This window comes from Heyndrickxia vini, from assembly GCF_016772275.1.
Taxonomy (GTDB): Bacteria; Bacillota; Bacilli; order Bacillales; family Bacillaceae_C; genus Heyndrickxia; species Heyndrickxia vini.
Genome location: NZ_CP065425.1, coordinates 969,648 through 987,984 on the forward strand (window position 1 = coordinate 969,648; position 18,337 = coordinate 987,984).

General features: G+C 37.8%; 19 protein-coding genes and 1 other annotated feature. Of the genes, 18 read left to right on the forward strand and 1 reads right to left on the reverse strand.

Going from position 1 to position 18,337, the window contains the following annotated elements; genetic code table 11:
- Positions 1 to 170: 170 nt before the first annotated feature.
- The 11 genes from tnpA (at position 171) to I5776_RS04890 (ending at position 9,330) form a co-directional block, all read left to right on the forward strand.
- Positions 171 to 599 (forward strand): IS200/IS605 family transposase, encoded by a 429-nt coding sequence (gene tnpA / locus I5776_RS04840; RefSeq protein WP_246483987.1) that lies wholly within the window; start codon positions 171 to 173, stop codon positions 597 to 599.
- A gap of 377 nt (positions 600 to 976) precedes the next feature.
- A complete protein-coding gene (locus I5776_RS04845) occupies positions 977 to 1,177 on the forward strand; it encodes a YjfB family protein (RefSeq protein WP_202779231.1) in 201 nt (66 codons plus the stop codon).
- 173 nt (positions 1,178 to 1,350) lie between these two features.
- Positions 1,351 to 1,635 carry a hypothetical protein gene (locus tag I5776_RS04850; RefSeq protein ID WP_202779232.1) on the forward strand — a complete coding sequence of 95 codons (285 nt, stop codon included), beginning with the start codon at positions 1,351 to 1,353 and terminating at the stop codon, positions 1,633 to 1,635.
- A 158-nt stretch (positions 1,636 to 1,793) separates the two neighbouring features.
- Positions 1,794 to 2,063: a binding site (T-box leader), on the forward strand.
- A 400-nt stretch (positions 2,064 to 2,463) separates the two neighbouring features.
- On the forward strand, positions 2,464 to 3,321 hold the full coding sequence (locus I5776_RS04855) for an SAM hydrolase/SAM-dependent halogenase family protein (protein ID WP_202779233.1): 858 nt from the start codon (positions 2,464 to 2,466) through the stop codon (positions 3,319 to 3,321).
- Between the two features lie 70 nt (positions 3,322 to 3,391).
- Positions 3,392 to 3,946, forward strand: coding sequence for an ECF-type riboflavin transporter substrate-binding protein (locus tag I5776_RS04860; protein WP_202779234.1), 555 nt, complete (start codon positions 3,392 to 3,394; stop codon positions 3,944 to 3,946).
- 27 nt (positions 3,947 to 3,973) lie between these two features.
- Positions 3,974 to 5,686 carry an ABC transporter ATP-binding protein gene (locus I5776_RS04865; protein WP_202779235.1) on the forward strand — a complete coding sequence of 571 codons (1,713 nt, stop codon included), beginning with the start codon at positions 3,974 to 3,976 and terminating at the stop codon, positions 5,684 to 5,686.
- Positions 5,677 to 6,504: an energy-coupling factor transporter transmembrane component T family protein gene (locus I5776_RS04870; protein ID WP_202779236.1), complete on the forward strand. Its 828-nt coding sequence runs from the start codon at positions 5,677 to 5,679 to the stop codon at positions 6,502 to 6,504. The genes I5776_RS04865 and I5776_RS04870 overlap by 10 nt, the downstream gene beginning before the upstream one ends.
- A 105-nt stretch (positions 6,505 to 6,609) precedes the next feature.
- A complete protein-coding gene (gene flaG / locus I5776_RS04875) occupies positions 6,610 to 6,972 on the forward strand; it encodes a flagellar protein FlaG (protein ID WP_202779237.1) in 363 nt (120 codons plus the stop codon).
- A 97-nt stretch (positions 6,973 to 7,069) separates the two neighbouring features.
- On the forward strand, positions 7,070 to 7,393 hold the full coding sequence (locus I5776_RS04880) for a late competence development ComFB family protein (RefSeq protein ID WP_202779238.1): 324 nt from the start codon (positions 7,070 to 7,072) through the stop codon (positions 7,391 to 7,393).
- 68 nt (positions 7,394 to 7,461) lie between these two features.
- Entirely contained in the window at positions 7,462 to 8,763 is a 1,302-nt protein-coding gene (locus I5776_RS04885; protein ID WP_202779239.1) for a globin-coupled sensor protein, read from the forward strand.
- 231 nt (positions 8,764 to 8,994) lie between these two features.
- Positions 8,995 to 9,330: a DUF6054 family protein gene (locus tag I5776_RS04890; RefSeq protein WP_202779240.1), complete on the forward strand. Its 336-nt coding sequence runs from the start codon at positions 8,995 to 8,997 to the stop codon at positions 9,328 to 9,330.
- A gap of 155 nt (positions 9,331 to 9,485) precedes the next feature.
- Here the strand turns inward: I5776_RS04890 and I5776_RS04895 are convergent, their stop codons facing one another.
- Positions 9,486 to 9,734, reverse strand: coding sequence for a hypothetical protein (locus I5776_RS04895; protein WP_425490333.1), 249 nt, complete (start codon positions 9,732 to 9,734; stop codon positions 9,486 to 9,488).
- A gap of 169 nt (positions 9,735 to 9,903) precedes the next feature.
- Between I5776_RS04895 and I5776_RS04900 the strand changes: the two genes are divergently transcribed.
- The 7 genes from I5776_RS04900 to secA all read left to right on the forward strand — a co-directional run bounded on the left by I5776_RS04900 (position 9,904) and on the right by secA (position 18,316).
- Entirely contained in the window at positions 9,904 to 10,902 is a 999-nt protein-coding gene (locus tag I5776_RS04900) for a phosphotransferase enzyme family protein (protein ID WP_202779241.1), read from the forward strand.
- A gap of 176 nt (positions 10,903 to 11,078) precedes the next feature.
- The gene (gene hpf / locus I5776_RS04905) at positions 11,079 to 11,627 is read left to right on the forward strand and encodes a ribosome hibernation-promoting factor, HPF/YfiA family (RefSeq protein ID WP_281397288.1); all 549 of its coding nucleotides are present in this window, start codon (positions 11,079 to 11,081) and stop codon (positions 11,625 to 11,627) included.
- 82 nt (positions 11,628 to 11,709) lie between these two features.
- Positions 11,710 to 12,159: an Lrp/AsnC family transcriptional regulator gene (locus I5776_RS04910; RefSeq protein WP_202779242.1), complete on the forward strand. Its 450-nt coding sequence runs from the start codon at positions 11,710 to 11,712 to the stop codon at positions 12,157 to 12,159.
- A 621-nt stretch (positions 12,160 to 12,780) separates the two neighbouring features.
- Complete coding sequence (locus I5776_RS04915) at positions 12,781 to 14,391, forward strand: gamma-glutamyltransferase family protein (protein ID WP_246483923.1); 1,611 nt, start codon at positions 12,781 to 12,783, stop codon at positions 14,389 to 14,391.
- Positions 14,392 to 14,506: 115 nt separating this feature from the next.
- Positions 14,507 to 15,067, forward strand: coding sequence for a chromate transporter (locus tag I5776_RS04920; protein WP_202779244.1), 561 nt, complete (start codon positions 14,507 to 14,509; stop codon positions 15,065 to 15,067).
- The gene (locus I5776_RS04925) at positions 15,064 to 15,594 is read left to right on the forward strand and encodes a chromate transporter (RefSeq protein WP_202779245.1); all 531 of its coding nucleotides are present in this window, start codon (positions 15,064 to 15,066) and stop codon (positions 15,592 to 15,594) included. Before I5776_RS04920 ends, I5776_RS04925 begins: the two co-directional genes overlap by 4 nt.
- A gap of 208 nt (positions 15,595 to 15,802) precedes the next feature.
- Complete coding sequence (gene secA, locus I5776_RS04930; RefSeq protein ID WP_202779246.1) at positions 15,803 to 18,316, forward strand: preprotein translocase subunit SecA; 2,514 nt, start codon at positions 15,803 to 15,805, stop codon at positions 18,314 to 18,316.
- Positions 18,317 to 18,337 lie beyond the last annotated feature (21 nt).

An 18,337-nucleotide genomic window follows, 5' to 3' on the forward strand; every position in this document is an offset into this window, starting at 1 on the left:
CCTAGGCTAGGCCTAGGGTTCTAAAAAGCTTCCAGCGTGGTATTAAAAAAACTCTTCCGGGGTGCTAAAGTAAATTTGGTTCGCCAATCAATTATTTAGCATGCGGAGGAGTTTTAATGTCCAAAGACACTAATAGTTTAGCACACACAACTTGAAATTGTAAGTACCTCATCGTGTTTGCCCCGAAATACAGGAGACAAGTAATTTATGGGAAAATTAAAAAGGAAAGCGGGGAAATACTGCGTACTTTATGTGAAAGAAAAGGTGTAGAGATTATCGAGGCCATAGCGTGTAAAGACCATGTACATTTGTTAATAAGTATACCACCCAAGCTAAGTGTGTCGGCGTTTGTAGGATATTTAAAAGGGAAAAGTAGCTTGATGATATTTAATCGTCATGCAAACCTGAAATATGGATATGGGAACCGAAAATTTTGGTGTACTGGATATTATGTGGTTACAGTTGGAAGAAACAAAAAGGTGATAGAAGAATATATACGTAACCAGATACAAGACGACGTAGTCGCAGAACAATTAAGTATGATGGAATACCTTGATCCATTCACTGGTGAAGAGGTAAAGAAAAAGAAACGGAAGTAAGAAGAAGGCCTTTGAGGTCTGGCCAGTAGAAATAGTACACTTGGCGAACCATTCAGAGGCCCTTTAGGGTCTGGTCAGCAACAAAGGCTTTCAGCCGCAGAGAAAACCACACGTGAGAATGCGTGGTTTTTATTAAACTCGATAACTTACATTTTTAGAAACTGTTTTATACTCAAGATAATACATCTCTAATAAACTTCAAAATAGTAAATCATACTTTTATTCATTCATTAAAATTATACTTTAGGTTTATATAAATTTCCGGAAATTGTTGGTATAATTATAATATAAATTCAATAGTTAAGTTTGATAAGTCGATCGGTTTGTAAATAATCGTATAATAAACGTATAATTTACATAAGAAAGGAAGAATTTTCATGGATATCGCACTAATGTCAATGGCTCTAAGCCAAAGTCAAGTTCAACAACAAGCTTCCATTTCCGTCATGAAAATGGCGATGGGAAATGCAGAGCAACAAGGGGAAGCACTTCAAAAATTACTAGGAACAACAGATCCATCAGTCATCCAACATGCAGCCCAACCACATTTGGGTGGAAACATTGATTTGAAATTATAGCTATAGTGCAGCCAAGTTTGAAGGGGCTGCTTTTTTCTATTATAAGCCTTAGTGAATGCAGAGTTCTCCCATATTTTAAAAAAATATTAATTAACAAAGCCTTTTATCAATCATAAATATAAAGATAAAATAATTGTGATAACGTACAACTTTTGTGAAATGGGAGACGGATAATGAACCAAGATGAATTAAAGTCATTACAACAAAACGTTTCACTGCACAGATCAGAAGGGAAATATAAAGAGGCGATTGAAGCTAGTTATCATCTTTTGAAATGTGGCATAGAGGTAAATGATTATAAATCGATGTTGATTGCACATATGAATAATGCGGCTTCATATTATTGCATTGGTGATATAAAAGAGGCATTTCATAGTATAGAAGCGTACGACCAGCTTTGCGATATTTATGGTGATGATGAGGATTATTTAGGTTTATATAATGTTTTATTTTTATAGAATTTACAAAGTTAAACAGAACGGAAAAAATCAAACAGTTGCTAGTAAAACACTATCTAATGTAACTTCCGAATAATATAAAAATTTTTAAAAATTTTTCTTGCACAATTCAAAAGACTTCACTATAATGAATTTAATATTCAATCAATTTAAATAAATCAAAAACTATGAAGAGAAAAGTAGGATTTAATCATTTTTTTAAAGAGAGCTTCGGCAGCTGAAAAGAAGCAAAAAATGTAAATCTGAAAAATGGCCTCTGAGTTTCGTGCTGAACGTATCTGACTTGATATTAGTAGGTTCCGACGAGAGTTGGTACTCGTTATCCATACCACAGTATAAAAGTGTAAGCTTGAGTACTTGTTGAGGCTGTATGTGTGAGCATGCAGTAAAGTAAGGTGGTACCACGTTGATTCAACCACGTCCTTATCATTATTGATGGGGGCGTGGTTTTTTATTTGTTTTTAATGATGGTTTTGTTAAATTTCAATGTTAATATTGACGCCAAGTTGATTGGAGCGGAAGGTGCGAGACTCCTGCGGGATCTGCTGGACAGATGAGACCCCGCAAGAGCGAAGCGATGAGGAGTTAGAAAAGTAGAGGCGGCTTGTTTATCGACGTACGAACTGAAGGGCAGCGACTGAGATAAAGGAATCACGATGAACCCAAAGGGTGAATCGATGATGACTTATCGTAGGGAGGTGACCGGAAGTTGCCGCCGGAACTAGACAGGCTCATCGCCAGCCCCGCGGAAAGCGAGCACCTGCAGCGGAAATCAACGACCCAGTTTAACAGAGCCCAAATTTAAAAAAACTTAAGGAGGATAACAGCATGGGGAAGAATTTAGTGATTCAAACAGATTTTGGTACAAGTGATGGGGCAGTTAGTGCAATGTATGGAGTGGCTATTTCGGTTGATCCGGATCTGCGAATTTTTGATCTAACACATGATATTCCACAATATAATATTTGGGAAGGCTCTTATCGTCTTTACCAAACCATTGCGTATTGGCCGGCGGGAACGGTCTTTGTTTCCGTCGTTGATCCAGGTGTGGGATCGGATCGTTTAAGTATTGTCGTTAAAACGGTGGATGATCAATATATTGTTTCACCTGATAACGGGACACTCACACATATTAAACAACATATTGGTATTATAGAGGCAAGGGTGATTGATGAAACGGTCAATCGATTGCCGAAGTCAGGCGAATCATACACATTCCACGGTCGTGATGTCTATGCCTTTACAGGAGCACGATTAGCAGCAAATGTAATCACGTTTGAACAGGTGGGTCCTGAAATCGATGTGGAGCAAATTATTGAATTACCCAATACAGAGGCGAGCATCAATCAAGGGATTATTACTGGAACAATTGATATTTTAGACGTTCGTTTCGGAAATCTGTGGACGAATATAAGCCGTGAATTGTTTAAAAGCGGAGATATCGAATACGGAACATCTTTAGAAGTGACAATTTCTAATAATCGTCATCAAGTATATAAAAACATCATGACATTTGGCCGTTGTTTCGCCGATAGTCGTCTCGGAGAACCATTACTCTATGTGAATTCATTAGACAAAATAGGTGTTGCTCTTAACCAAGGATCCTTTGCAAAAGCTTATCACATCGCTACCGGGGTGAATTGGAAAATTAGTATTCGCAAAATTAATGAAATCAATTATAATTAATTTCATTAAAAGCTGTCGCACTATTAAAATAAGTAGATAAATTCATGAAAATTCAGGGGGGAAGAGAACAATGAAAAAACAATTATCAATTAAAACAGTTGTTGCCATTGGGATTGGAGCTGCACTGTTTGCGATTTTAGGAAGATTTGTTTCCATACCTACGGGAATTCCGAATACAACCATTGAAACATCATATGCTTTTCTTGCTTTTATGGCTGTTATTTTTGGTCCGATAGCCGGTGGCCTGATTGGCTTAATTGGCCATGCGCTTAAGGATGCGATTTTTTACGGCTCGATTTGGTGGAGTTGGGTAATCGTTTCATTATTTGTCGGTTTTATTATCGGACTTCTTGCATATAAAATTCGGATTGAGTTTGGAGAATTTCGTCTCAAAGAAATCATTACGTTTAATATCGTTCAAGTTGTGTCACAAGCAATTGGCTGGTTTTTCCTCGCTCCATTCTTAGATGTGCAGATTTATGCAGAACCGGCTAGCAAAGTCTACACGCAAGGACTAATTGCGGGAGCAGCAAACATTGTAACAGTAGGAATACTGGGTACTATTCTATTAACCACTTATGCAAGAACACGCAGTAAAAGTGGAAGTTTAACAAAAGATATTTAATTTGTCAGTTAGATTAGGAGAATTGCAATGAAAAAGAAAGTGATTCACTTTGATAATTTCACCTTTAAATACCGCAGTCAAGCTGAACCGACCCTGCTCAATATTAATCTCAGTATTTATGAAGGAGAAAAAATTCTTATCGTAGGTCCATCTGGTTCTGGTAAAAGTACGCTAGCCCATTGTATAAATGGGCTAGTTCCCTTTTCTTATAAAGGGGAAAGTCAAGGAAGCCTAACAATTAACGGAAAAGAAACGAAGGATTTAAATATTTTTTCCATTTCTAAAATGGTAGGGACTGTACTACAAGATCCAGATGGGCAGTTTATTGGTTTGAGTGTAGGGGAGGATATCGCGTTTGCTCTTGAAAATGACTGTGTTCCTCAACAGTTAATGGCAGAGCAAGTCGAAACGGTTTCTGAATTGGTTGATATGAAGGAATATCTTGGTTCTTCCATTCACCAGCTTTCCGGTGGACAAAAACAACGGGTTGCACTTGGGGGAGTTATGGTTGATCAAGTTGATATCCTTCTTTTTGATGAGCCGTTAGCAAATCTTGATCCTGCAACTGGAAAACATGCTATAGCATTAATTGATCGAATCCAAAAGGAAACCAACACGACCGTCATCATTATAGAACATCGGCTCGAGGATGTGTTGCATCGAGATGTGGACCGAATTATTGTTATGAATGAAGGCAGGATTGTAAGTGATTCCTCTCCAGATGAATTACTAGCTTCGGACGTACTTGAAACCAATCATATTCGTGAACCACTGTATGTTAAGGCACTGAAATATGCTGGCTGCTCGATTACGAAGGACATGCGTCCCGCACATATAGAAACTTTAAATATAGAGACTACTAAGAAAAAATTAATCGATTGGTTCGAAATGACACCGCCATCTGAAAACAGAGAAGAGACGCGTCCCATTTTAGCAGTAGAAAATCTTTCTTTTAGATATGAAAAAGGAAGAGATACGTTAAATGGAATCTCCTTTTCCATTGCAAAAGGGGAGATGATCAGCATTGTTGGGAAAAATGGTGCAGGTAAATCAACGTTATCCAAATTGATATGTGGCTTCGAAAAGGGGCACTCTGGGAAAATTTTATTTGATGGAAAAGATATCACAAACGATACAATTCGAGAGCGTGCAGAACGAATTGGGATGGTATTGCAAAACCCGAATCAAATGATTTCCAAACATATGATTATAGATGAGGTTGGATTAGGATTAAAATTGCGTGGTGTTTCCGAGGTGGAAATTAAAGAACGTGTTGAGAAAACCTTACATATTTGCGGGCTGTATCCGTTTCGAAATTGGCCGATTTCTGCCTTAAGCTTTGGTCAAAAGAAACGGGTAACGATCGCATCTATATTAGTTTTGCAACCGGATATTTTAATTTTAGATGAACCAACGGCTGGACAGGATTTTCGTCACTACACGGATATCATGGAATTTTTAGTAGAGTTGAATCGTCAAGGTGTAACGATAATCATGGTTACTCATGATATGCATTTAATGCTTGAATATACCCCGAGAACAATCGTGATAGCGAATGGGACCATCCTTGCTGATGATGCAAGCGCTCGTATTCTATCAGACGAAAATGTGATAGAACGGGCGAACTTAAAAGAGACCTCATTAATAGAACTTGCTGTACAAGCAGGAATTGAGAGCCCTCAGGAATTCGTTACTCGATTTATTGCATTTGATAAGGAGGTTCGCCGAACATGGCAGTAGAGATGCTATCGTACATTAATCGTGCCTCACCTGTACATCAACTTACAGGTGTAACGAAACTACTTATATTTATTATGTGGTCGACTTCCGCTATGCTTACGTATGATACTCGGGTTTTGCTCTTTTTATTGCTATTGAGTATTACTATTTTTGTTGTATCAAAAGTAAAGTTGCAAGAAATCTTGTTTGTATTACTATTTATTTTATTTTTCTTAGTTTTAAATAATATCGCGATATATATTTTTTCCCCTCAAGAAGGAGTGAAAATATACGGTTCGAGTCATGTGCTATTTGAGATAGCAGGACGGTATAATCTAACAACTGAACAGCTATTTTACCAATTTAATATTACACTAAAATATTTTGTTGTTATTCCTGCTGCATTACTATTTATCGTAACGACACATCCGAGTGAGTTTGCTGCATCATTAAATCGGATTGGCATCCCGTATAAAATTTCTTATGCAGTATCATTAGCTTTACGCTATATTCCCGATATTCAGAGAGATTTTCGAAACATTGCCCAGTCACAGCAAGCACGTGGGATGGACTTATCAAAAAAGGAAAAGCTTTTTACAAGAGTTAAAAATTCGGCATCCATTATTATTCCGTTAATTTTATCAAGCTTAGATCGAATAGAAGTAATTAGCAATGCAATGGAACTTCGTGGTTTCGGAAAAAATAAAAAACGAACATGGTATAGTTCAAAACCTTTTAAGCTAGCAGATTATTTGACTATCATCTTCGGAATCTGTGTATTGGTGGGATCACTGTGGTTGACGTTTAATGATGGAGATCGTTTTTATAATCCTTTCTAGACTATTCCTTTTATAATCTGGGTCAGAAAGGTCAACCAAAAAAGCTAAACATTACCATTGACAGGTCGATATAAATATAAAAGGGTTTACAAGGGGAGAAAGAAAATGATCGATAAAATTGGAGGACAGGCGGTACCTGCAGCAATAATAACAACTACTTCAGTTCGAGGGGATGCGAATGACAGTAACCTTGCAGAAACAACTCAATCTAGGCAAGTGGATGATAAGAAGACGGAAGTAGTCCCAAAGGATAAGCTTGAAAAAATCATAGATAGCATGAATGATTTTGTTGCCGCTTCAAATACTCATCTAAAATTTGAATTTCACGATAAATTAAATGAGTATTATGTAACGATAGTTGACGATAAAACACAAGAAGTCGTGAAAGAAATTCCTTCAAAGAAAATGCTTGATATGTATGCAGCAATGACTGAATTCCTTGGCATTATGGTAGATAAAAAAATATAATAATACATATTTGTTTTCCTAGTTATTCCAGTATATGAAATAATTAAAACTATGATAAAATGAATGTGACCACCTCAAAATGTAGGTGGTTTTAATTATGCTTATTCTTAAAAATTATTATTTTAAAAGAATATCACGTGGGGGACCATTTATGCCTGTGTTCAATGTAATGGAGGAAATTGTGAGAAATGCAATTGATGAACATAAAGATCAGCTGAAATTAGCGTGCACGTGCGAAAACTGTTTAGACGATGTTTTAGCACTTTCATTAAACCGTTTACCTCCGAAATATATCGTGAATCCCGATACGAGCCCATTTGTCCGGGCAGCATATACTGCTGATCGACAAGGCGCAGCAAACATCATTAGCACCGTTTTTCAGGCGGCTGAAATCGTATCGAAAAATCCTCGTCATTCATAACTAGTAAGGAATTTTTGAAAGTTTAATTTAGTAGTGTCTAAACCAAAATAACATCTAAGAGGTGGCCAATGAATTGGTTCAGTAAAAAATCATTGAATGAACAACCTGTTCTTACAAAAGAAGAACTGCAAATTTCTATTAATATAAACGATCATGAAGTAAACAGGCAGATGCAAATGATTCGTTTTACAGAGGAAGATTTACGCATCGCTGCATCCATAAAACATATCGTTGATCAAAACATTGAAAAGATCGTTGATGATTTTTATAATGCAATCGGTCATCAGGAAAATCTTATGGACATTATCAATCAGTATAGTAGCATCGATCGGTTACGACAAACATTAAAACGCCATATAAGCGAAATGTTTGTTGGTGTCATTGATGACGCATTTATCGAAAAGCGGAAAACGATTGCTGTTGTTCATCTACATATTGGGTTAGAGCCTAAATGGTATTTAGGTGCGTTCCAAAATTTATTGTATTCTTTAATAGAACTCGTTGAAAAACATGTAGAATCAAAGGTGCATGTGATTGAAATCATCAAAAGTATTTCAAAACTTCTTAATTTCGAACAACAAATTGTTCTTGAAACATATGAAAAAGAATATCAAAAACTTCGGAAGCAGCATGAAGAACAAAAACATATCATTGAGCAACGAATTGCCCAAGCATCCGAATCACTTTCTCGGTTTTCTAACCAAACAAATGACTTTATGAATCAACTAAATACACAATCAACTGAAATGCTGTCCATTGCTACTCAAAATGTTGAAGTAGCCAAGCTTATGTCTGTGGAAGCTAGTATTAGTAAAGAAAAGTTAAGTCAGGAACAACAATTAATTAACAATATTGAATCAAGTACATTAAATATCAATGAACGGGTAAAGGAGCTGAAGCAAGCTTCCGATCAAGTTCATTCCATCATTTCGATTATTACGGGTGTTGCTGAACAAACGAATTTATTAGCATTAAATGCTGCGATTGAATCGGCAAGAGCGGGCGAGTATGGAAAAGGGTTTTCTGTCGTAGCAGGTGAAGTAAGAAAATTAGCCGAGGAAACGAAAAAGTCGATCGGTGATATTTCTACATTAATTGAAAGTATAAAAACTCAAATTGAAAATGTGACGCTTTCGATTGGAGATGTGACAGAACTGACGAAGGAAAGTTCAAAAGAGATTACTAATATGGACTCATTCTTTGATAAAATTCTTCAAGCTGCAGCCGAAAATAAACATCATAGTGATCGAACAAAAATTGAGCTTACTCAAACGTCGGAAATTATTCAACAAGTGACAAACCTTATGGAACAAATTGCTGTTTCTTCTGACGATTTAAAGGAGCTTTCACAAAGATTTAATACAAAGTGAACAATCCCTAATGAACAACTGATTGTTTGAATAGGGTTGGACCAACGATATATGACCGTCTCCTGTTCAAGGGGGCGGTTTTCTACTTTTCATGTGATGGGAATATCCCTTTGGAAGCTTTAGGTCTTCTTGTGATCCCAACTTAGGATAAAATTAATACATACAAGAAACTTAGGATAATGAACAATCGTATTATATAGAGAAAAAATTTTGGGGATAGGATGAGGAATCATGGCAAAGTATGAAAAGATAATTATTGGTCAATTTGAGGAAGTGGTTAATCATTTGGAAAACGATATTGCTAATAGTGGAATTAGTATGAAATTAGTGGATGAAAGCAACTACACTGTTGGAGATTCAAAAATAGCGGTTCGAGTTTATGATAAATATTTTATGAGAAATGGCAACAGGGCAAGTTTGAGCCTTACTGTAGTAGGTAATGACAGTAATATTTTTATATCAGCAATTGGTGCAGGGGGAGGACAAGGTATTTTTATAAACTTTAGCCTTGGTGCCGAAGATGATATGGTTGCAATCGTGCAAAAAAGTATAGAACAAATGGAATAATACTTAACTTAATTAAAGGTAAAATCGAAAAAACGCTTGGATAAAATCAATATCCAAGCGTTCTTGCTAGTTAAATCGTGTGTTAGGATTACCTTAATTTGTGTGCATTGGTACTATTATTCAACTATAGATAATTCTTTTTACTAAAAAGGGGTCTACCAGAAGAACCCTGGATAACCGAATCCGTATGGATAGCCACCATAAATGGCAGGACCTAGCAAGGCGGATCCGGCAAGTCCTCCGAGAACTCCTCCAAAAAACGGCCCGCCGAAAAATGGTCTGCCCCATGGACGACCAAATCCCCAAGGACGGCCCCATAAACGTTGGTCATTGGCGTTATAATGATATCCATTCCAATTTGGCATTTGATAATTTGGCATTTGATGATAATAATCTGGATGCATCATCTTTCCTCCTCTTTTTATTTATAAACGCTTTCCCTAAAGAATATGAAATTTAGACAGTGAGCGTTTGGGTGAATATCCCACTTTATGCAAAATAAAAAAAATACAGAAAACTGATCTGGAGTATGCTATAATTTTTTCACAAATAGGACAAATGGGGGATATGGGGATGGAACAATTTGTGGAGAAACTCTTTACTCAAGAGGTAATCGAAAATATTTTAACTACATTTAATTTAGATCATTCCTATAAAAAATTAGGTGATTTTGAAAACTATGTGTTCGAAGTGAATGAGCAAGGAAAGCCCAAAATATTACGAATTACACATAGTTCGCATCGTTCCAAACAGGAATTGGAATCAGAGCTAGACTGGATTCAACATCTATATCGTTGTGGAATCAAGATACCAAATGTTTTACTTTCACCTGAAGGAAACACAGTAGAAAAATTTACTGTTAAGGATTCCGCTTTTTTCGCGAGCCTTTTTGAAAAAGCCTCCGGTCATCCGATTTCATTAGAAGATTCCATTTTTAATGAAAAACTGTTTTATAAATGGGGAAAAATGATAGGGAAGATGCACCGCCATACGAAAGAATATCAGCCTTCAGAACGAATAGTTTCAAGGCACCATTGGGATGCAAATGATCTTCTTGATTTTGAAAAATATTATGGTAAAGAGGAGTCACAGCTTCTTGAGCATGCAAAAAATGTAGTGCAAGAGATTAAACAGTTAACGAAAAGTAAAGATAATTATGGTCTAATCCATTCTGATATTCATCACGGAAATTTTTTCTATGATGGTGAGATGATCCATGTGTTTGATTTTGATGATGCATGCTACCATTATTTTGTTTCTGATATAGCGATTCCGCTTTACTATGCAACCAATTCAAAGCATTTCATTGGAACAAGGGAAGAACGAAATCGGTTTGCTAAGAAATTTTTAACCGCCTTCCTCGATGGCTATCAAGAAGAAAATAAATTACCTCGTGAATGGATCAAAAAGATTCCTTTATTTTTAAAACTTCGGGACATTGATTTATATGCAGTTTTTAATAAAAAAGTTGCTCCCGAACAACGGAATGATCGTGTGAAACATTGGATGCAAGAAATTAAAGAGCGAATGAAAAAAAATGAAGCCATTGTCGACATCGAATTTTTAACGTGAAATCGAAAATTCGACATGATTTTTAAAAAAGGACAAATTCGACAAAAAAATCTTTCGTTTTAAGCAGGAATATGAAGGGTTATAATAGAAATATATAAACATAGCATGATAATAGGAGGCAGTTTCCAATGATTAAGAAAATGGAAGCAGCACCCATATAATAAGGAGGAGTCCATATGATGAACTACAACATACGTGGCGAGAACATTGAGGTAACTCCAGCAATTAGAGATTATACAGAAAAAAAGGTAAGCAAGCTTGAACGATATTTTACAGAAGTACCTGAAGCAAATGTACATGTGAACCTTAAAGTATATCAAGATAAAACAGCAAAAGTTGAAATAACTATTCCCCTTCCGCAACTAGTCTTACGGGCAGAGGAAATTAATAATGATATGTATGCAGCGATTGACTTAATTGTTGACAAGCTCGAACGACAAATTCGTAAACATAAAACAAAAGTAAATCGTAAATTAAGAGAAAAAGGAAATGCGATGGAATTCTTCGCTACAAGTGGTAGCCAAGTTGAGCCTGAAGATGAATCTGAATTAGAAGTTGTTCGTACGAAGCAATTTGATCTGAAGCCGATGGATAGTGAAGAAGCGGTTCTTCAAATGAACATGCTCGGTCATAATTTCTTCGTCTTCACCGATGCGGAATCAAATAACACAAATATCGTATATCGTCGAAAAGACGGGAAATACGGTTTAATTGAAACGAAATAAGTGAATGGAATGATTCAAAAAAAGGTGAGTACCTACTAGTGTAGTGTCTCGCCTTTCTTTTTCCTTAAAAGTGGGTGATGAAATGAAGTTAGATGATATCGATCGAAAAATTCTTCAAATTTTAACAGAAAACGGACGGGTTTCCTATGTAGATATTGGCAAGGAATTAAATTTATCTCGTGTAGCAGTGCGTGAACGCGTACATCAATTAATGAATAATGGCGTCATTGAAAAATTTACTGTTGTGATCAATTCAGAAAAAATAGGAAAACAAGTATCCGCCTTTTTTGAAGTTGATTGTGAGCCAGCTTATTTAGTTCAAGTTGCACAGGCGCTTGCAGATAATCCAAGTGTTGCCAGTTGCTATCAAATGACAGGTCCTAGCACATTACATATGCATGTTTTAGTCGAAGACTTTATCGCATTGGAGCACTTTATCAATAATGAACTATATGCGTTAGACGGAATAACGAGAGTCGAAAGTAATATTTTATTAAGGCGATTTAAAAGCAGAAACGGATTGAAGCTTTAAGTGAAATAATAACATGTTAAGCGTGGAATTTGAGTTCGTTGTCGTGGAGCCTGGGACCTAGTGGACGAATCCGCCGGATGCGGGAAGATAAAGGTGGAAAAACCGAGCTCAAGTGGACGAATCCGCCGAATGCGGGAAGATAAGGTCAGTAAAACCATGCTCAAGTGGACGAATCCGCCGGATGCGGGAAGATAAGGTCAGAAAAACCATGCTCAAGTGGACGAATCTGCCGGATGCGGGAAGATAGGGCCAGTAAAACCATGCTCAAGTGGACGAATCCGCCGGATGCGGGAAGATAAGGTCAGAAAAACCATGCTCAAGTGGACGAATCTGCCGGATGCGGGAAGATAGGGCCAGTAAAACCATGCTCAAGTGGATGAACCCTCGAAATAAACTTTAAAAATGACATAGCGTACAAATTACTAACATGCGCTTCAAACGAACCGAGCATCTTTTTTTTGCTCGGTTTTTCTAGTTATAAAAAAATTTGTAGAATAAAATGAAAATTTTCTATATAATCATAATTAAGTAAAAATAATTCCGTTTGTAAATTATTTTTAGAAAAAAGACGAACAAATGTTAATTGAAAAGATCATTTTAATTTCAAGGAGTGAAAAGGAAGTGAAATTGGATCATCTGTATCAACCATATTCTTCGGTTCGTAACACAGTATTTGCGAAAAATGGAATGGTAGCGACTTCGCAGCCATTGGCGGCTCAGGCTGGACTAAGTATTCTTCGAAAAGGTGGAAATGCGATAGATGCGGCAATTGCCACGGCGGCAGCTTTAACTGTTGTCGAGCCAACTTCGAACGGAATTGGCGGGGACGCTTTTGCACTCGTTTGGACGAATGGGAAATTGCATGGATTAAATGCGAGCGGACCTTCACCTAAGTCCATTTCTATCGATGAAATCAAGGCAAGAGGGCATGAAACCATGCCGACACACGGTGTCATACCGATTACCGTTCCTGGGGCACCAGCTGCCTGGGTAGAACTATCAAAGAAGTTCGGCAAGCTGCCGCTGCAAGAAGTGCTTGAACCAGCGATTCGCTATGCGGAAGACGGATACCCGCTCACCCCGATATTAGGAAAGTACTGGATGTCTAGTTTTAAACGCTTTAAAGAAATCTTTCGGGGGGAAGAATACCAGCCTTGGTTTGACACATTTGCCCCCAATGGAAATGCACCACTAATAGGTGATATTTGGCGTTCACCGGGGCATGCTGCCACATTACAATCAATTGTAGAGTCAGATGGGGAAAGTTTTTACCGTGGAGAATTAGCGGAAAAAATCGCGAACTTCATTCAGAAATATGATGGATTTTTATCAAAAGAGGATTTAGCTGATTTCAAAGCAGAGTGGGTCGAACCGATTTCTACTCATTATCGCGGCTATGATGTTTGGGAAATTCCGCCGAATGGGCAAGGACTCGTTGCATTGATGGCCCTAAATATTGCACGCGGCTTTGATTTTACCGAAAAGGAAACAGTTGAAACTTATCACAAGCAAATCGAAGCGATGAAGCTTGCTTTTACTGATGGAAAAGCATTTATTACTGATCAAAGGCATATGAAGCTTGAAACAGAGCACTTATTATCTGAAGAATATGCAAGAACTAGACGTGAATTGATTGAAAACATGGCACTAGTCCCTGATCCTTATAAACCGCCAAGCGGAGGTACTGTTTATTTGGCTGCGGCGGATCAAGAAGGAAATATGGTTTCATTTATTCAAAGTAATTATATGGGATTCGGATCAGGAATCGTAATTCCGGGAACGGGAATCGCTTTACAAAATCGCGGACATGATTTTTCTTTAGATCCGGAGCATTCTAATGCCTTACAGCCTGGGAAGAAAACATATCATACGATTATTCCTGGTTTTCTAACAAAGGACAATCAAGCTGTTGGCCCGTTTGGCGTCATGGGTGGTTATATGCAACCGCAGGGACATTTTCAAGTTGTCATGAATACGGTTGACTTTCATTTAAATCCGCAAGCAGCTTTGGATGCCCCGCGTTGGCAATGGATAGAAGGGAAAAAAATTGTTGTCGAAGCGAATTTTCCGAATCATCTTGTCCAGGCATTGATTCGTTTAGGTCATCAAATCGAAATTGCGCCTGATACAGGCGGTTTTGGTCGGGGGCAAATTATTTGGCGAAATCCCGAAACGGGTGTTTTAATGGGAGGGACAGAATCTAGGACAGATGGATCGATTGCTGCTTGGTAGTGAATAGGATTGGTTCCAACTATTATGGTCAATCTAACAATATCGGTCATTTTGTGGTGAGGAATTTTTCAACGAGAATAACATCAATAGAAATGATTAAAGGGTTGTGATAGTTTTGAAACAAATGGATATTTTTATTGCTTTTTTCCGATCGGGTATGCTCGGCTATGGAGGAGGATTATCAGCCATTCCGCTCATGCATAGGGAAGTTGTCGAAACGTATAAATGGATGGATGATGAAGAGTTTTCCGACATATTGGCATTGGCTAATACACTTCCCGGTCCGATTAATACGAAAATGTCTGGATATATTGGCTGGAGGATTGGCGGCTTTTTAGGGATGTTAACAGCCCTTGCTGCAACGGTTCTTCCCACAGTTATTCTGATGATTATATTATTAACGGTATTACATGCGTATAATGATAAACCGTGGGTAAGAGGCATGTCGAAAGCCGTTGTGCCGATTGCCGGTGTCATGTTAGGTGTACTTACTTGGGATTTTATTAAAAAGTCGAAGAACTCGATGGGATGGATATCAACTCTTATTGTCATCGGGATTAGTATTGTCGTAATAAATATTTTAGGACTTCATCCAGCGATTATGATTGTCGGACTTTTAGTTGCTGCTCTATTTTCGAAACAGGAAGAGAAAGAAAAGCAGGTGAAAGCATCATGATCTATTGGCAAATTTTCGTAGCAAACTTTATGGCGAATTTTTTAGGCTATGGAGGAGGACCCGCGTCAATTCCCCTGCTGGAACATGAAGTAGTTGATCGTTATAAATGGTTTACCGTCCATGAATTTAGTGAAATGGTCGCACTAGGGAATGCCTTGCCAGGACCAATCGCGACCAAATTAGCTGGTTTTGTTGGTTACCAGCAAGGGGGAATATTAGGAGCCATTGTCGGTTTATTTGCGACCATTGCGCCCTCCATTATTTTACTAATCATTTTATTGGGGATTTTACTAAAATTTAAAGAGTCTCCGAAAGTAAAAAATATGACGAAACTGGTTCGTCCGGCGATAGCAGTATTATTAGGAGTCATGACAATTGACTTTTTCTCCAGTTCATACGAAGGAATCGGTATCCTACATACCATCTTTTTAGGTGGTGCGAGTCTGCTATTATTAGAAAAGTGGAAAGTAAGTCCCGTCTACGTTATATGTGGAGCTTTAGTATACGGAGCGATCTTTCTTGGGTAAGTAAAATTTTGGCCTGATACATGTTATCAGGTCTTAATTTTTTTCTCCCACTTGTTGTGAGTTGTCACTTCATAGGATACAATGGTAAAATTTAATCAGGTTATAAAATAAAGAATGCTTGGTGAGAGGATTTTTGGTCTTTCATCACGAAAGAGTATAGACCTAACCACAAGTTCCCTCACATTTAATATAAAGGAGCGTTTACTACATGGCAGCTTTTTTAGAAAAAGTTTTTGATGCAAACAAACGTGAAATAAAACGACTTGATAAGATGGCGAATCAAATTGAAGAATTAGCGTCTGATATGGAAAAAATGTCTGATGATCAGCTTCGCGAAAAAACAGAGGAGTTTAAACAACGCTACCAAAACGGCGAATCATTGGATGATTTACTAACTGAAGCTTTCGCTGTTGTTCGGGAAGGTGCTCGTCGTGTGCTTGGTCTTTACCCATACCATGTACAATTAATGGGTGGGATTTCCTTACATGAAGGAAATATTTCCGAAATGAAGACAGGTGAAGGAAAAACTTTAACAGCAACAATGCCGGTTTATTTAAATGCGATTTCCGGAAAAGGTGTCCATGTTGTTACGGTCAACGAATACTTAGCCAGCCGTGATGCGACAGAAATGGGCGAGTTATATGAGTTTCTTGGATTAACCGTCGGCTTAAACTTAAATAGTATGTCAAGTGAAGAAAAGCAAGAGGCGTACGCTGCTGACATCACTTACGGAACGAATAACGAATTTGGTTTCGACTATCTCCGTGATAACATGGTGTTGTATAAGGAACAGCGCGTACAGCGTCCATTGTTCTATGCAGTAATTGACGAGGTCGACTCCATTTTAATCGATGAAGCGCGAACACCTTTAATTATTTCTGGTCAAGCACAGAAATCTACTTCTCTATATATTCAAGCGAATGCATTTGTTCGTACATTGAAAAAAGAGGAAGACTACACGTACGATGAAAAAACAAAAAGTGTTCAATTAACAGAAGAAGGAATCAATAAAGCGGAACGATCTTTCTCAATTGAAAATCTTTTCGACATTTCTCATGTGACATTGAATCACCATATTAATCAGGCGTTAAAAGCAATTGTCAGTATGCATTTAGACGTTGATTACGTTGTACAAGATGGTGAAATCGTGATTGTCGACCAATTTACTGGTCGTCTCATGAAAGGACGCCGCTTCAGTGATGGTCTTCACCAAGCCATTGAAGCGAAAGAAGCCGTTGAAATTCAAAATGAAAGCATGACAATGGCTACCATCACATTCCAGAACTACTTCCGTATGTATGAAAAGCTTGCTGGTATGACCGGTACAGCGAAAACGGAAGAAGAGGAATTCAGAAACATTTATAATATGAGAGTTATTGTTATTCCGACGAATAAGCCAATTGCACGTGATGATCGTCCAGATTTGATTTATGCAAGTATGGAAGGGAAATTTCGGGCTGTCGTTGAAGACATTGCTGAACGTCATAAAAATGGCCAACCGATTCTTGTTGGTACTGTAGCAATCGAAACATCGGAATTAATCTCCAATTTATTACAGAAAAAAGGCGTTCGCCATAATGTATTAAATGCGAAAAATCATGAACGTGAAGCCGAAATTATTGCTGAAGCGGGCCACAAAGGCTCAGTAACGATTGCAACTAACATGGCTGGTCGTGGTACAGATATTAAACTTGGCGAAGGCGTGAAAGAGCTAGGTGGATTAGCGGTTATCGGTACAGAGCGTCATGAGTCTCGACGGATTGATAATCAGCTTCGTGGACGTTCAGGACGTCAAGGTGATCCAGGGGTCACACAATTTTATCTTTCCATGGAAGATGAATTGATGCGCCGTTTCGGGTCAGACAATATGAAAAACATGATGCAGCGTTTAGGAATGGATGACTCCCAGCCAATTCAAAGTAAAATGGTATCGCGAGCAGTTGAGTCAGCACAAAAACGAGTCGAAGGAAATAACTTCGATTCACGTAAACAACTTTTACAATATGATGATGTGTTGCGTCAACAACGTGAAATCATCTATACTCAACGAAATGAAGTACTTAATTCCGAGGATTTACGTGAAATCGTTGAAAAAATGATTCAGTCTGTTCTTGAACGTAATATTCAATTATATGCTTCAACTAACGAAGATGAAGAGCATTGGAATCTTCAAGGCTTGGTTGATTTTGTTCATGGCAATCTTTTACCTGAAGGCGACATAACGGTTGACGAATTACGAGGTAAGGAACCAGAAGAGATGGCTGACCTTATTATGGAAAAAGTCAAAGTTCGTTATGATGAAAAAGAAGAGTCATTAACACCTGAACAAATGCGGGAATTTGAAAAAGTTGTTCTTCTTCGTGCAGTGGATTCTAAATGGATTGACCATATCGATGCAATGGATCATTTACGACAAGGGATTCATCTTCGTGCTTACGGTCAAGTAGATCCATTACGAGAATATCAAAGTGAAGGATTTGCGATGTTTGAAGGTATGGTTGAAGCAATCGAAGATGATGCTGCGAAATATGTCATGAAAGCTGAAATCAGAAATAATCTTCAGCGTGAAGAAGTAGCTAAAGGCCAAGCCGTGAATCCTAAAGAAGAAGGGGAAACGGTGAAAAAGAAACCAGCGAAAAAATCTGTTGATATTGGCCGCAATGCCCCGTGTCCATGTGGAAGCGGCAAGAAGTATAAGCAATGTCATGGTAAGAATGCGTAACTTTAAGAAATAGATTGATTT